The sequence below is a fragment of the Cellulophaga sp. HaHaR_3_176 genome (assembly GCF_019021925.1).
In the GTDB taxonomy this organism is placed as follows: Bacteria; Bacteroidota; Bacteroidia; order Flavobacteriales; family Flavobacteriaceae; genus Cellulophaga.
This window is the reverse complement of record NZ_CP058990.1, coordinates 924,245-940,037: the sequence shown is the minus strand read 5'-3', so window position 1 is coordinate 940,037 and position 15,793 is coordinate 924,245. Positions and strand designations below refer to the sequence as shown.

Genomic DNA, 15,793 nt, shown 5'->3' with positions numbered 1-15,793 from the left:
GGTGGTAATTAAATTTTAAAAACTAAAATTTCAAAGACTAATGGCCATTTCCATTATGTATATGATCTACCACAAACATTTGAGATGCATTCTCACCTATTTGTGGAGATTTAATAGGATCGAACATAATTGTTTCTCCTTCTGATAATTTGATATTTGTTATTGCTGTTAAAATTTTAGAAGCATCAATTTTTAAATGAATATTAGAATCCATTTCATCACTTACTTGTACATTAGTAGGTAATTGTAAAGAAACTTCTTGATAGTTGCTTAAATCGTCTCCCATTCTCCCTAAATGTATTTTATAAGGTACTTCTTCTGATTCTGTTTCAGTTGTGAAAGTACCTTCAAAATTTAAGTACTTGTAACCAGCTGCCCAAGTCCACATCATATTATTATTTTCTGCTTCGGTAATAAAATCACCTTGGCCATCAGCACCTTGTTGGTATTTTTCTTCGTCAATACCTAAACCAAATTTAAGTGTAGTGTATTCACCTGCAGGTATTTCTGGCAATACAACATCATCCTGGTCTATTTCTTGGCTAATTATAAAATAGCTTTCATCTTTCGGAAACACATATTCATTTCCTTCAACATCTATCAAACTAAAATTTGATACAATATAATTTAATCGTGTAACGGTAAGTGACTCTCCGTTTACATTAGCAGCATTTTTTGTTTCTAAAACTAAATCGTTGCCATTAAAGCCATTATCATACGTTATAGACACCTCACCTGTACCGCTTAGGTCTGAAGTATTATCATCATTTTTATCGCAAGAGATTACTACTAAAGAGCAAATTGCTGCTAAAGTTAATTTATAATTTTTCATTTTATATTTTTAAAATAAGTTGGCCTATTTATTAGTATAAATGGGCATTAAACATTTTTAGAAGACTATTAAATACTTTAATAGCATAGCCATAGAAATATCTATATATAGTTAACAACTACAATAAATAAATTTCTAATATTAAACTTAAATGAATAATTATAAAATGGGTGGCTTAATAAGTTCGAAGAAATAATTACACTTATAATTAGCCACTTTAAAAATTGTATTCTCTAACTTAGAAATATTGATAAAAAAAGTGGGTTTAAAATCTTGAATTTTATTTAAAAATAAGATAGAAAAAGTATATTCTAAAGGAATTCTTTTTTCTGAATTGCTAGCTTCTTTTGACTCTTCTGCTAACTTAGTCATCAAATAACACTTACCGTTACAATTCAGCTCTACTTTATCTTTATTGATACAAAGAACATTAGCAATGTAATCATAATTACAAACATATTCCAAAAAAGGAAATGCAGGCTTAAAGCATATTATAAAAGCTATTATGAGTACAGTGTTTTTCACCTTACAAATATAGTTTAGAATAAAATTTAAAAAAAATAAATTTGAATTATTTAGACAGACCTTTCATTGATAAATAAGTTGCTATCCATATAATTAAAGAAGAAAAGAAGATACCAATTACATTAGCCAAAAAAGCTTGTTTTTTATCTATTTTAAAAAGGTACGTAGCAATACTACCTGCATAAACACCCGTTCCAGGCAAAGGTATCATTACAAAAAACATTAACCCCCAAAAACCATATTTTTTGATTTTGGTTTCAGAACCTGTTTTTGCTTTTCGAGCTACATAAATGGCAGATTTTTTATAAAAATGCCATTTCAAAAAATAACCATTTACTTTATCTAAAAAGAAAAGCATCAATGGAAAGACTAATACGTTTGAAATAAAACAAAGTAAAAAAACCATATATATATTCAAACCCCTAAACATACCGTAAGGAATACCTACCTTTGCTTCTCCAAAGGGGGAAATACTTAACAACATGGCTTTTAAAAATTCAAGAATCACTTTATATTATTTTTTTTGCAAAATTAATGTTACTTAGTACATTGCGAACTATTATAATCATAAAAAAAACTAAAATTTTAACCCCTAATCTTAGTTGAAAATATTCAGAATACAACCTATATTAAATTAAAACAATGTTCCAAATTTTTATTAAGAAAAAATTTTTAATAGACTACTTAAACGGTTTTATTGATATCCATAATCATATATTACCTGGCATTGATGATGGAGCTAAAACTGTAAACGATTCTATTCAGCTCATTAAAGAGTTTTCTGAAATAGGTATTGAAAAGTTTATTGCTACTCCTCACATTATGGATACCTATTACCCTAACACACCCGATACTATAAACAGCTCATTAACTTTAGTTCAAAATGAATTAAAAAAACAAAATTTAAATCAAATACAGATTTCTGCAGCAGCTGAACATATGATAGATTCAAATTTTGAAGATATTTTAGAGAAAGGCCTTATAATGCCTTTAAACAAAAACTACATTTTAGTAGAAATGTCATATTTACAACCTTCTATTAATTTTAATAGTGCTATTCAAAAAATAGGATCTAAAAGATATTTTCCAATTTTGGCACACCCTGAAAGATATACCTATTTACATAAAACTAATAAGTATAGCACATATAAACAAAACGGTATATTGTTTCAGCTAAACTTACTTTCTTTAAGTAATTATTATGGAAAAGATGTTTTTGCAATGGGGCAAAAATTGCTAGATAAAAATATGATAGATTTTATCGGATCAGATATTCATAATATGAATCAAATGAATCAGTTAAAATCTATCAAATTATCTAATAAAGCTATAAATCAACTACTTCCTATTATAGAAAAAACAATTTATAGCTTTAATTAAAATTCTTTAGAATTTCCACCATTTTCTCAATGTCTTTCCGTAACCATAGCCATATTTACCTCCATAGCCAAGGTTATTTTCTTTTACATCATTAACTACAAAACAAAGGTTATTTAATTTCCCTTCTTCTTGAAGTTTCAATGGAAAGTTTACGACATCTAATTCAGTCATTCCTGCTCTAGTCACATAAATAATATGATCTGAGTATTCGCTTATAATTAAAGTATCAGAAACGACCATTAAAGGAGCTGTATCAACAATTACATAATCATAATTCTCACTAGATTCTTCTAGTAAATCTTTAAGCCTACCACTCATTAAAAGCTCTGCTGGATTAGGTGGAATTTTACCCGAATAAATTACATCAATAGTATTCGTATGTACTAATAAAGAGTTTGTAATATCTTTTGATGTAAGTTCATCATTATATAGATACTCTGTTAAACCTAAGTCTCCTGTTTGGTTTTTACTTTTTAACTTATCTACATTTTTATCAGACTTATCAAAAAATGAATATAGTTTAGGGTTACGAATATCTGCACCAATTAAAAGCACTTTTTTATTCGTATTTGCCAAAATCATTGAAAGGTTTGATGACAAAAATGTTTTACCTTCTCCAGAAACACTAGACGTAACATAAATTACATTCTTCTTACCTGGCCCTTTTTTAGATTTCATTAAATAATCTAAATTAGTCCTCAATATTCGTAAAGATTCTGCCAATACAGATCTATCGTCTTTTAAAACAATTTTAGAATCTTTTTTAGATAACTTAGGTAATTCAGCTAAAACAGGAGTATCATTCAATACTTTCTCTAATCCTGTTTTATTATGAATTTTATTATCAATAAGACCACTTGCGTAAATAGCTGAAAAAGGAATCAATAAACCTAATATAAGTGATGCTAAATATATTAGAGTTTTTTTCGGAGAAACTGGAAATCTACTTGTGCTATAAGCTTGATTTACAATTTTTGACTTTGGTGTTGATGAAGCAAAAGTAATTTGAGACTCTTCTCTTTTCTGTAATAAGTATAAATATAAAGACTCTGTTGTTTGTTGCTTTCTTGTAATATCCCTTAAAGCTCTTTCGTTTTTAGGCGCTGAGTATATTTTAGAATAAATTTGAGATCTCTGATTACTCAAACTATTAACCTGTAAACCTAAATTATTAGTCATACCAGTAAGACTCGATTTCATTGAGCTCTTTAATCCTGCTAATTCTTGATCCAAGTTTACAATAATTGGGTTTTTCTCATTAGAACTCTTCAACATTCTTTTTCGCTCTGAAACCAACTCATTATACTTAGCTGTTGTACTAACAATTGATGGATCTGACAAGCCAATATTTGAAGGTAATATTTCATAACCCGACTGGTTTTCAATGATATCTTTCATTGAAGAGGCTATTTGCAATTGAGTCGTTGTATTTTGAAGCTCTTGATTATTTGCTGCACCAACATTTAAATTAATATTTGCTTCAGAAGCAATATCGGTTAATCCTTTATCGGTTTTAAAATCTTGAGCATTTTGATCTACAGATGCTAAATTATCATAAATATCAGTAATCCTATCATTTATAAACTGCGAAGTTTTATCTGCAATTTCTTTTTTATCAGCAATTGCGTTCTTATTATATATATCTATTAATAAATTTAAAACATCTTTAGCCTTATCCGGAATAGGGTCTGTTAATGATATATTAATAATATTAGAAGTTTCATTTGTGGGATATACCAATATGTTTGTTAAATATCCCATTACAACATCTTCTAGAGGATTTATTACGACTCTTAATGTTCTTCCCTTATACTTTGAAAAAGTTTCATCATTTGGTGTTAATACTAGATCACCTATTGATGAATTTAAATTTTTACCAAAATCATATGTTTTTTTAGGTAAACCTTCTCCTTCATAATAATTAAATTTAGTATCTCCAATTAATTCAATAAAAAATTCTAACTTAGATTTATACAACAATGTATCATTACCTATAAAACTTAATTTAATAGGTTGATTTTTATATATTTCAGAATCCTTTAAAGTACCATCAACATACATCTTCGTGTTTAAATCTAAAGCTAAAACTAATTCTGTAATGTTAGATCTAGATTTTATAATTTGAATTTCATCTTCAATTTTATTTTTACTTCCTGAAAATAAATCTAAATCCTGAAAAACATCTAAAGTAGATCCTGAGCTTTCTTCTTCTAATATTTGTATTTGAGCTTCTGCAGAATATTTAGGTACAGTATATCTTATATACATAAAAGCAACAGCAATTGTTATAATTGGAAAGAGTATAAACCAAAACCATTTTTTCAAATAGGGTCTAATTATATCTTTTAAATCTGTATTTTCCATAGTTATTTCTCTAGGAATATTGTTTTTGATTTATAAAAATAATATTAATTATTACGCGTTAAAATCAGCACTGAAGAGGTAATCAAAACAGAAGCTATAGATATAGCTATTGTAGCTCTATTATCTAATGAAGAAGATGTAATAGCTGATTTATTAGGTTCTATATAAACTACATCATTTTGTGTTAAATAATAAACAGGAGACTTCATAGCTTCTTTCGATGTCAAATCTATTCTATTGTGCACAAAAGTACCATCAAAATTTCTGATAACTAAAATATTATCTCTTTTACCTTTAATCGTAAGATCTCCAGCCAAACCAATAGCCTCTAGCAGAGTAATTTGCTCTCCATTAACTTGATATGTGCCTGGTCTTGACACTTCACCTAATATAGAAACTGTAAAATTATTCAATCGAATATTAATAATTGGATCTTTTAAGTAATCTGATAATTTTTCAATTAATAAATTTCTCAACTCATCAGAAGAAAGACCTACTATTTTTAATTTTCCTATTACAGGAAAATCAATAGTACCGTCTTGATCAATTAAGTAATTTACTTGTTCTCTTTGTGAACTTGAAACTGAACCACCTAAACTAGATAAATTGCTACCTCCTCTATATAAATTGAAAGGAGCACTCGCTTCAGGGTTTAATGTTGAAACAAAAATACTAACTTCATCATCAACCTTAAATTTTGGAACAAAATGAGATTCTTCTACTATAGTTTCAAAATTACCTGCATCTTGAAAATAAACTACATTTTTTTTAGACCCACAGGATACAAATAATAATGTAGATAATGCTATTAAAGATAATAATATAAAAGGGCGATTCATTTTTGACATAGTGTTTATAATAATTTAAGGTAAAAATATATTTATTAATTTATAGTTGTAAAATTTTATTTTTATTATCATCTACTGAGTTTTCTTCTTTAGATGTTGAATTTTTATCTAGTGCAGATAGTTCTGAATTTTTTGAAATATATTCAGGTACTATTTCTTTCATTAATTTAACTGTATCTATATCAAAAAACATGTTAGAAACACATAACTGGTCTATATTAGAGCGAACTTTAGTAAAATCTAAATTTCGTACTTTACTAATCATTATTTTCTTATGATAGGTAGGCAATGTGTTTTCTCCGTTAGCTAATAACTCTTCATATAATTTTTCTCCTGGTCTTAAACCGGTTACTTTTATATCAATATCTTCTGGATAATTTAAACCTGATAATTTAATCATGTTTTTAGCTAGATCAAAAATCTTTACAGATTCTCCCATATCAAATATGAAAATTTCACCTCCAGTACCCATTGCACCTGCCTCTAATACTAATTGAGAAGCTTCCGGTATTGTCATAAAAAAACGAGTTACATCTTTATGAGTAACCGTCAAAGGGCCTCCTTTTTCTATTTGTTTCTTAAATAAAGGTATTACAGAACCATTAGACCCCAATACATTACCAAATCTTGTGGTAATAAATTTAGTTTTATTTTGTTGTTGCATGCAACTGATATACATTTCTGCAATACGCTTAGTTGCACCCATAACATTTGTAGGATTAACAGCTTTATCTGTTGATACAAAAACAAATTTATCTACATTGTAGGCTACTGATAAATCACAAGCAACCTTTGTTCCGGCTACGTTTATTTTTATTGCTTCATAAGAGTTATACTCCATTAAAGGAACATGTTTATAAGCTGCAGCATGAAAAACTATATTAGGAAGATATTCTTGAAATATATTATTCATTCTGTTTTTATCACGGATATCTGCAACTATAGGAATAAAATTATGAAACCCATTTTGTTTCAATTCTTGTTGTAAATCATATAAAGCAGATTCTGCTTGATCTATAACAATTAAAGATTTGTATTTATATGTACATATCTGTCTAACAATTTCACTACCTATAGATCCTGCGCCACCAGTTACAAGAACTACTTTATCTTCTAATTCTCCGCTTATTTTAGAATTTTCTATATTTATAGTTGCTCTATCTAAAAGATCTTCAATTTGAACTTGTTTAATTTGCGAAAGTTTTAACTCCCCATTAATCCAATCCTCGACAGGTGGAACAATTTTCACTAATACAGGGTAATCTACTAGGCTTTCTACTAAAACACGTAGTTTTTTATGATCTATATTTTGTATTGAAAAAATTACTTCTGAAACATTGTTCTTTAAAATAAAGCTTTCTGTCAAAGCTTCTGGGTTAAAAACTTTAACTCCATTTATATGTTTCCCTACTTTTTGAGCATCTTTATCAATATATCCAACAACTTTAGATTTACTTTTTGAGTTACTACTTAAAGCGTTTTTAGTTAAAATACCCGATTCTCCAGCTCCATAAATTAAAACATTTTTAACCGATTTATAATCAAATCCAAAAACTATGTTATTATATAATGCTTTAAACAAATATCTAGATGCCGTTAAGCCTATAAAACTTAATAAACTATGAATGATTATTATCGTTAAAGGAACAGTAAAGTCGTCCATCATACCTAATTTTCTATTCGCTACAACCAATAGAATTGTCATGATACTGAACAGACATATTGCATTAAAAATATTATATACATCTCGTACACCTGTATGTCTAACTACACCTTTGTAAGACCCAATAATTAAAAAAGAAACTAAAGAAAGTAAAGCTACCAAAGGTAATTGAACAAAAAGTTTACTAATATCAAAATTTAGAGTAAGGTTAAATAATATAAAGTAAGATAATATGAAAGACATAGATACTATAACTATATCTATAGCAAGCACTAACCACTTCGATGCATATCTAGCTACTGAATTTGAAATATAACTTTTTATCATAATACTGTTTTAATTAATTCAATAACTCTAAGCACATCCTTAGAGTCTAAATTTGAACCACTTGGCAGACACAAACCTCTTTCAAAAAAATCTTCTGAAGTACCATTTGTATATGATGGATATCCTTCAAAAATTGGCTGCATATGCATTGGTTTCCATAACGGTCTAGATTCGATGTTATGTTCTAGTAAAAATTCTCTTATTTTTTCTCTTACCTCAAATGAAGGCGTTAAAATACATGACAACCAACGGTTAGAGAAGTATCCTTCTGGTTCGTATAAAAGTTCAATACCATCAATCCCTTTTAAATTATCATCATATAATTCAAAATTAGCTCTTCTAGCATTTACCCTATCATCCAGAACTTCCATCTGACCTCTACCTATACCAGCTAAAATATTACTCATCCTGTAATTATAACCTACATGTGAGTGTTGATAATGTGGTGCATTATCTCTAGCTTGTGTTGCTAAAAATACTGATTGATCTTTATATTCTTTCTTTTTAGATACTAAAGCTCCCCCGCCTGAAGTTGTAATGATTTTATTACCATTAAAAGACAAAATACCAATAGCTCCAAAACTACTACACTTAACCCCATCAACAGAACTCCCTAAAGCTTCAGCACTATCTTCAACTACAGGTATATCATACTCGTTCGATATTCTTGCAATCTCTTTTACATTATAAGGCATACCATATAAATGTACAGCCACAATTGCCTTAGGTTTTTTACCTAATTTTATTCTTTCTTTGATTGCTTTCTCTAATAATTCAGGAGAAATATTCCAAGTTTCACTCTCACTATCAACAAATATTGGTGTTGCCCCTAAATACATAATAGGGTTAGCTGATGCTGAAAATGTAAAACTCTGACATAGTACTTCATCTCCTGCCGAAACTCCTAAAATCTCAAGAGCTAAATGAATAGCAGCCGTACCTGAACTTAATGCTGCCGCATGTACTCCACTACCAACATAATCTTTTATAGCCACTTCAAAACTATCTACATTAGGTCCTAAAGGTGCCACCCAGTTGGTGTCAAAAGCTTGTTTAACATATTTCTCTTCAGTATTCCCCATATGCGGAGAAGAAAGCCAAATTTTAGATTCGTTACTCACAAATAAATATAATTAGTGTTGTATTAAAAATCAAAAATAATCAATGTTTTCCATTTCCAACAATTCTTATATTATATTTCGTTTAACCTTTAAAAATATCGATTAAAAACAAAATGTAGAAAAACATTTAAACAAAAAATATGCTTCAAAACTATTTATCCTAAAAAAACGACGTTTAAACTAGTATTGTATCTAAAGATTAAAATTATTTTGCAATATTTGCAACTTAAGTTAATTAAAGCATTACCATGAATAAAATCACAAATATCTGTTGCATTGGCGCAGGCTATGTTGGCGGACCTACAATGTCTGTTATTGCAAAAATGTGTCCTCACATTAAAGTTACTGTAGTTGACATCAACAAAGAAAGAATAGCACAATGGAATGATACTGACTTAGATAATTTACCTATCTATGAGCCAGGATTAAAAGAAATTGTAGGCGCTACTAGAGATAAAAACTTATTTTTTTCTACAGAAGTAGATAAAGCTATTAATGACGCTGAAATTATTTTCATCTCTGTAAACACACCTACAAAAACTTATGGAAAAGGAAAAGGCCAAGCTGCAGATTTAAAATTTATTGAACTTTGTGCTAGAAACATCGCTAAAGTTGCTAAAAATGATAAAATAGTTGTTGAGAAATCAACTTTACCTGTTAGAACTGCCGAAGCTTTAAAAAATATATTAGAGAATACAGGTAACGGTGTTAATTTTGAAATACTATCTAATCCTGAGTTTTTAGCAGAAGGTACTGCTGTTGAAGATTTACTAAATGCCGACAGAGTTTTAATTGGCGGTGATGAAACTACTTCTGGTAAAAAAGCTAAAGACCTTTTAAGTGGTATTTACGAAAACTGGCTACCTAAAGAAAGAATATTACAAACAAATGTTTGGTCTTCTGAGTTATCTAAGCTAGTTGCTAATGCATTTTTAGCACAACGTGTATCTTCTATAAATTCTATATCTGCTTTATGTGAAAAAACTGATGCAAATGTTGAAGAAGTTTCAAGAGCTATTGGTTTCGACTCTCGAATTGGGTCTAAATTCTTAAGTTCATCAGTTGGTTTCGGAGGTTCTTGTTTTCAAAAAGATATTCTTAACTTAGTATATATCTCAAAAAGTATCGGCTTACCAGAAGTTGCTGATTACTGGGAACAAGTAATTATAATGAATGATTACCAAAAGAAAAGATTTGCAGATAACATTGTAACTACATTATACAATACAGTATCTGGTAAAAAAATCACATTCTTAGGTTGGGCATTTAAAAAAGACACTAATGATACTCGCGAATCGGCAGCTATCTATGTTGCAGACGCTCTTTTAGAAGAAAAAGCAGAAATTACAGTTTACGATCCTCAAGTAACTGATAAAATTGTTTATAGAGATCTTGATTACTTAAACACTCGAACTCCTGAAGAAAACAAAAATCTTTTAACTGTTGTAAAAGATCCGATGGATGGTATAGAAAATGCACATGCAATTGCTATACTTACTGAATGGGACGAGTTTAAAACATACGACTGGCAAGCAATTTATGACAAAATGCTTAAACCTGCTTTTGTTTTTGACGGTAGACGTTTATTAGACAAAGAAAAATTAGAAAAAATAGGATTTAAATACTACAGAATAGGACAATCTTAAAACTACATACCATAATTTCAAGAAGCTTATTTTCTTAAAATTATTATAATTTTTGTTTTTAAAACAGCTATAATTGCTTTTATATACGTAACTATATTAAAGCAATTATAGCTGTTTTTATTTATAATTAAATACCACAGTTTTCTTGCAAAGAAACAATATCAAAAAAAATAATAAAACGTAAGTTCTAGATAGAAAACAAATATGGGAAAAATAAAAATTGGTATTATTGGTCTAGGCTATGTTGGCTTACCATTAGCAAGATTGTTTGCTACTAAATACGCTGTTGTTGGTTTTGACATAAATACTAAAAGAATTGGTGAATTAAATAACGGAATAGATAGCACTTTAGAACTTGACGCTGAATTATTAAAATCTGTTTTAAAAAATGAAAATTCAGATGCAAATGGACTTTATTTTTCTACTAAAAATGAAGAGCTTGAAGATTGCAATTATTATATAGTAACTGTCCCTACTCCTGTTGATAAAAACCATAGACCAGATTTAACGCCACTTATTAAAGCCAGCGAAACTGTTGCTAAGGTTCTAAAAAAAGACGACATTGTTATTTACGAATCAACTGTATATCCTGGAGTAACAGAAGATGAATGTATTCCTGTTTTAGAAAAAAACAGTGGATTACTATTCAACACTGATTTTTATGCAGGTTATTCTCCTGAGCGAATTAATCCAGGAGACAAAGAGCATACTATAGATAAAATTTTAAAAATAACTTCTGGTTCTACTCCGGAAATCGGACAATTAGTAGACAACTTATATAAATCTGTAATTACTGCAGGAACACATCTTGCCCCTACTATAAAAGTAGCAGAAGCTGCTAAAGTTATTGAAAATTCACAGAGAGATATTAATATCGCATTTGTAAACGAATTAGCTAAAATCTTTAACTTAATGGATATTGATACACAGTCAGTTTTAGATGCCGCTAGTACAAAATGGAACTTTCTTCCTTTCAAACCAGGCCTAGTCGGTGGACACTGTATTGGTGTGGACCCTTATTATCTAGCTCAAAAAGCTCAAGAATATGGTTATCATCCTGGGTTAATATTAGCTGGAAGAAGAATGAATGACAGCATGGGAGGTTATGTCTCTTCAGAAGTTATTAAGCTTATGCTTAAAAATGATATTAAAATTAAAAATTCAAATGTTTTAATTTTAGGAGTCACTTTTAAAGAAAATTGTCCTGATGTACGAAATACAAAAGCTGTAGATGTAATCTTTGGATTAAAAGGTTATGGTGTAAAAACTACAATATATGATCCATGGGCCTCTCCTGATGAGATGGAACATGAATACAAACTCGAAACAACAAAACAACTACCAAATGAGAAATTTGACGCTATTGTTTTAACTGTATCTCATAAAGAATATAATGACTTAGATCTCAAAAGTCTTTTAAATGAAAATGGTGTCGTATATGATGTAAAAGGAACTTTAAAATCTCATGTAGATGCAAGGCTGTAATTAAACTTAATACATCAACTACAAAAAAGGGCTTGAAATTTAATTTCAAGCCCTTTTTTAATATTTAAAATTCTCGCACTTCAGATTAAATTTTCAACCAAAACAAATAACGATATTATTTCCCTTTCAACGATTTCCAAATACTCAAACTACCATATAGCACGTTATTAGAATACATAAATAGCTTTAAAAAAATTAACCCAAATGCACTTATTTTTTAACTCAAAAGTTAAAAAAACAAGTATTTAAACGAAAAAATCAAAACCAAAAGACTAAAAATGATTTTCACGCGTATAAACTAGAGACAAAAAGATGTATTTCATCGAATTTTATATTCTTTTTATCGATTGAATCAATTTTTTTAAATATTATTGTGTTCCCAAAAACACATTCAACTATATAATTAAAAACATTAACCTAAAGATGATTAAACCCCAATTCCTAAAAAACTCGGGTCTCCTACTGACCTTAGTTTTAACTGCAATTTCATGCTCTAACAATGATGTTCTTTTCTCTGATGTAATTGCAGCCGAAAACGAAAGAATAAGTACCGAAATTACTGAAGAAGAGCCTCCAATAGAAGCTGTTGTTGATTATCAAAATGGAACTATCGTTATTTCAGAAGATGGTGAAATTGCATTAGACATATCAAAAGACGCTAAAGCAAACTCTAATGCAAAAACAATAGCACTTAAAAGCATTACACAACCCAATTACGGAAAAACTGCTATTAATAATAATAATGAAATAGTTTACTCACCTACAAAAGATTTTCATGGGGTAGATTCTTTTTCTTATACTGTTAATACTCAAGATAGTATCGGTAACAACATAGAACAGATAAATACTATGAATGTTACCATTAATGCTGTTACTGACATTACAGACAATACAGCCACCACACCTTACGAAACTAAAGTTTATTTAAGTCCTTTAACAAATGACACATTTGACGAAAATACCGATGTATACATTTCATCAATTAGTTTACCAACAAAAGGAACCGCTACAATAAGCGCTGAAAACCTGTTAACATACACACCTAATAATGGAGAAACAGGGGTCGATACTTTTTTTTATGAGGCAAGTGTAGTACAACCTAATGAAACTATAACTACTGAAACAGCTGAAATAAGAATTACAATAAGCGATGATAAAAATGCAGCACAAGTATTAAGCCCTGAAGTGTTATACTACAAAAATCAATTTGACATCGCTTGGGTTTTAGAGGCTCCAGAAGCATATAGTCATTCAAAAAGTAAAAATTTATTTCAAGAATATTATTTTTTATCTTATCGTATCCACGGATTAATGGAAATTTGGCAAGCAACAGGAGACAACGATTATTTAGACACCATTTTAGAATTAATTGATAATACTATACAAGATGCATCTCCAGTAATGGGTGGTAATTATTTAGGTTGGCCAGCAGATGCATCCTACGGAGAAAACAGTGTAAATAACGGGGTTTCACTATGGGAATCTTTCTTATATAAATATGTTGCTACTTTATTACGTATAATGGACAAATCTCCAAATTTACGTGCTACAGATAATTACCAATATCAGTATGATGAATTATTAAACTTCGTAGAAACAAATATATTTGAAAAATGGTATTACAATACTTGGAATCACACTGAGGTGTATAGAATAAAAGCCCATATGGCTTCACATTGGGCCCGAATATCAATGGAACTTTATTTGATTACAGGCAAACCTCTATATAAAGAAGTTTTCGACAATATTACTTACGCAGGTATAGAGTTATATTCTAATCAAAGTATACAATCAAGAATATATAGCAACACAAATGTTTCAGGAGCTATTTCTTGGTATACTGATTGGACAGAAAATGAAATTCAAGATACTTCTCATGGTTCAGATATCATCGGGTATTTTGTAGGTGCTTATGAAAATGATATGTATTGGGGCTTTAATGATATTAATGCTTTAGTAACAACATTTGACAAAGTAATTTGGACAAGCAATTCCGGCTTGAAATTCACAACTTACATAGATGGCTCTGGAGGATCTAGCCTTATCGATGCTGGTTTTCATAATTATATAACATTGGGCAGATTTAATGAAACTTTACAAGAGCGTATAGAAAAATATTACACTATAAAAGCTATTCCATTTAGAGAATCACAAGCCATGGGTGTTATTGCTAATAATAGAAAAATTTTAGATGATGGAAAACCATTCTATCCTGAAGAATATTAATTTCACTCGAACAACTTAAAAAGCAAGAGCTTAATTCAAATGAATTAAGCTCTTGCTTTTTAATAATAGATTAAATACTATTTAATTATTTAATGAGTTATATCTCCTCCTAGTATTTTAATTTATATTTGCACTTTCAAAAAAGAGAATTGCTTTAAATCGTGTTTAATCACATTTTAGTAGAATAAGTTTGGAATTCGTTTTATAAAATAGAACTTTTGCAAAAAAATAACATACAACATAATACATAAACTGAAATGAAAAAAGCTCTAATAACAGGAGTCACTGGTCAAGATGGCGCATATTTAAGTGAATTTTTATTAAAAAAAGGATATGAAGTTCATGGTCTAAAACGTAGATCTTCTCTATTCAACACTGATAGAATTGATCATTTATACCAAGATCCGCACATTGAAAACAGAAACTTCATTTTACATTATGGTGATATGACTGATAGTACCAATCTAATAAGATTGATACAAGAAATTCAACCAGATGAGATATACAACCTGGCCGCTATGAGTCATGTTCACGTTTCTTTTGAAGTACCAGAATATACTGCAAATGCAGATGGTATTGGTACCTTAAGAATATTAGACGCTGTTAGATTATTAGGCTTATCTGAAAAAACTAGAATTTATCAAGCCTCTACTTCTGAATTATATGGTAAAGTTCAAGAAGTTCCTCAATCAGAAACTACTCCTTTTTACCCAAGAAGCCCCTATGCTGTTGCAAAAATGTATGCATATTGGATTACAGTGAACTACAGAGAGGCATATGGTATGTATGCGTGTAATGGTATTTTATTTAATCACGAATCTCCAATACGAGGAGAAACTTTTGTTACTCGAAAAATAACTAGAGCTACAGCTAAAATCGCATTAGGTCTTCAAGATAAATTTTACTTGGGGAATTTAGATGCTGAAAGAGACTGGGGACATGCAAAAGATTATGTTCGTATGATGTGGATGATCTTACAAGCTGATAAAGCAGAAGATTGGGTAATTGCGACAGGAAAAACTACTAAAGTTAGAGAATTTGTTCGTATGAGTTTTGCTGAAGCAGGTATTGAACTAGAATTTAAAGGAACTGGTGTTGATGAAAAAGCTTTTGTGAAAAGCTGCAGCAACCCTGATTATCAATTAGAGATTGGGAAAGAAGTATTATCTATCGATCCTAAATATTTTAGACCTACCGAAGTTGAGTTATTGATTGGAGACCCTACAAAAGCTCAAACTAAATTAGGATGGAAATTAGACTATGACTTGAAAGATTTAGTTAAAGATATGGTTCAAAGTGATTTAAAATTAATGCATAAAGACCAGTATTTAAAAGATGGTGGTTATCGAATTTTAAATTATTTCGAATAGATTTTA

The 15,793-nt window shown here is 29.4% G+C and carries 12 protein-coding genes; 5 read left to right on the top strand and 7 right to left on the bottom strand.

Annotated features, from left to right (window positions below):
- Positions 1–37 precede the first annotated feature (37 nt).
- From H0I23_RS04000 to H0I23_RS03990, 3 genes are all read right to left on the bottom strand, one after another.
- Positions 38–832, bottom strand: a complete 795-nt coding sequence (locus H0I23_RS04000) for an MbnP family protein (RefSeq protein ID WP_216785171.1) — start codon at positions 830–832, stop codon at positions 38–40.
- A gap of 159 nt (positions 833–991) precedes the next feature.
- Positions 992–1,204: a hypothetical protein gene (locus H0I23_RS03995; protein ID WP_216785170.1), complete on the bottom strand. Its 213-nt coding sequence runs from the start codon at positions 1,202–1,204 to the stop codon at positions 992–994.
- 199 nt (positions 1,205–1,403) lie between these two features.
- Entirely contained in the window at positions 1,404–1,841 is a 438-nt protein-coding gene (locus H0I23_RS03990; RefSeq protein ID WP_371736666.1) for a COG2426 family protein, read from the bottom strand.
- 158 nt (positions 1,842–1,999) lie between these two features.
- Here H0I23_RS03990 and H0I23_RS03985 point away from each other — a divergent pair, with 158 nt between their 5' ends.
- Entirely contained in the window at positions 2,000–2,737 is a 738-nt protein-coding gene (locus H0I23_RS03985) for a tyrosine-protein phosphatase (protein ID WP_216785168.1), read from the top strand.
- A gap of 6 nt (positions 2,738–2,743) precedes the next feature.
- Here the strand turns inward: H0I23_RS03985 and H0I23_RS03980 are convergent, their stop codons facing one another.
- The 4 genes from H0I23_RS03980 to H0I23_RS03965 are packed head-to-tail and all read right to left on the bottom strand — an operon-like array spanning position 2,744 to position 9,021.
- A complete protein-coding gene (locus H0I23_RS03980; protein ID WP_216785167.1) occupies positions 2,744–5,101 on the bottom strand; it encodes a tyrosine-protein kinase in 2,358 nt (785 codons plus the stop codon).
- 44 nt (positions 5,102–5,145) lie between these two features.
- Positions 5,146–5,940, bottom strand: a complete 795-nt coding sequence (locus H0I23_RS03975; RefSeq protein WP_216786023.1) for a polysaccharide biosynthesis/export family protein — start codon at positions 5,938–5,940, stop codon at positions 5,146–5,148.
- Positions 5,941–5,989: 49 nt separating this feature from the next.
- On the bottom strand, positions 5,990–7,939 hold the full coding sequence (locus H0I23_RS03970) for a nucleoside-diphosphate sugar epimerase/dehydratase (RefSeq protein WP_216785166.1): 1,950 nt from the start codon (positions 7,937–7,939) through the stop codon (positions 5,990–5,992).
- Positions 7,936–9,021, bottom strand: coding sequence for a DegT/DnrJ/EryC1/StrS aminotransferase family protein (locus tag H0I23_RS03965; protein ID WP_216786022.1), 1,086 nt, complete (start codon positions 9,019–9,021; stop codon positions 7,936–7,938). The genes H0I23_RS03970 and H0I23_RS03965 overlap by 4 nt, the downstream gene beginning before the upstream one ends.
- A gap of 287 nt (positions 9,022–9,308) precedes the next feature.
- Here H0I23_RS03965 and H0I23_RS03960 point away from each other — a divergent pair, with 287 nt between their 5' ends.
- From H0I23_RS03960 to gmd, 4 genes are all read left to right on the top strand, one after another.
- Entirely contained in the window at positions 9,309–10,706 is a 1,398-nt protein-coding gene (locus H0I23_RS03960) for a nucleotide sugar dehydrogenase (protein WP_216785165.1), read from the top strand.
- 204 nt (positions 10,707–10,910) lie between these two features.
- Positions 10,911–12,191, top strand: a complete 1,281-nt coding sequence (locus tag H0I23_RS03955) for a nucleotide sugar dehydrogenase (RefSeq protein WP_216785164.1) — start codon at positions 10,911–10,913, stop codon at positions 12,189–12,191.
- Positions 12,192–12,614: 423 nt separating this feature from the next.
- Positions 12,615–14,417, top strand: a complete 1,803-nt coding sequence (locus H0I23_RS03950; RefSeq protein ID WP_216785163.1) for an Ig-like domain-containing protein — start codon at positions 12,615–12,617, stop codon at positions 14,415–14,417.
- A gap of 257 nt (positions 14,418–14,674) precedes the next feature.
- The gene (gmd, locus tag H0I23_RS03945; RefSeq protein ID WP_216785162.1) at positions 14,675–15,787 is read left to right on the top strand and encodes a GDP-mannose 4,6-dehydratase; all 1,113 of its coding nucleotides are present in this window, start codon (positions 14,675–14,677) and stop codon (positions 15,785–15,787) included.
- Positions 15,788–15,793 lie beyond the last annotated feature (6 nt).

Excerpts from the sequence above, each read along its gene's own strand:
- H0I23_RS03985 (WP_216785168.1), top strand. The coding sequence starts at position 2,000 with ATGTTCCAAATTTTTATTAAGAAAAAATTTTTAATAGACTACTTAAAC.
- H0I23_RS03975 (WP_216786023.1), bottom strand. The coding sequence starts at position 5,940 with ATGAATCGCCCTTTTATATTATTATCTTTAATAGCATTATCTACATTA.
- H0I23_RS03970 (WP_216785166.1), bottom strand. The coding sequence starts at position 7,939 with ATGATAAAAAGTTATATTTCAAATTCAGTAGCTAGATATGCATCGAAG.
- H0I23_RS03980 (WP_216785167.1), bottom strand. The coding sequence starts at position 5,101 with ATGGAAAATACAGATTTAAAAGATATAATTAGACCCTATTTGAAAAAA.
- H0I23_RS03960 (WP_216785165.1), top strand. The coding sequence starts at position 9,309 with ATGAATAAAATCACAAATATCTGTTGCATTGGCGCAGGCTATGTTGGC.
- H0I23_RS03995 (WP_216785170.1), bottom strand. The coding sequence starts at position 1,204 with ATGACTAAGTTAGCAGAAGAGTCAAAAGAAGCTAGCAATTCAGAAAAA.
- gmd (WP_216785162.1), top strand. The coding sequence starts at position 14,675 with ATGAAAAAAGCTCTAATAACAGGAGTCACTGGTCAAGATGGCGCATAT.
- H0I23_RS03990 (WP_371736666.1), bottom strand. The coding sequence starts at position 1,841 with ATGTTGTTAAGTATTTCCCCCTTTGGAGAAGCAAAGGTAGGTATTCCT.
- H0I23_RS03950 (WP_216785163.1), top strand. The coding sequence starts at position 12,615 with ATGATTAAACCCCAATTCCTAAAAAACTCGGGTCTCCTACTGACCTTA.
- H0I23_RS04000 (WP_216785171.1), bottom strand. The coding sequence starts at position 832 with ATGAAAAATTATAAATTAACTTTAGCAGCAATTTGCTCTTTAGTAGTA.
- H0I23_RS03955 (WP_216785164.1), top strand. The coding sequence starts at position 10,911 with ATGGGAAAAATAAAAATTGGTATTATTGGTCTAGGCTATGTTGGCTTA.
- H0I23_RS03965 (WP_216786022.1), bottom strand. The coding sequence starts at position 9,021 with ATGGGGAATACTGAAGAGAAATATGTTAAACAAGCTTTTGACACCAAC.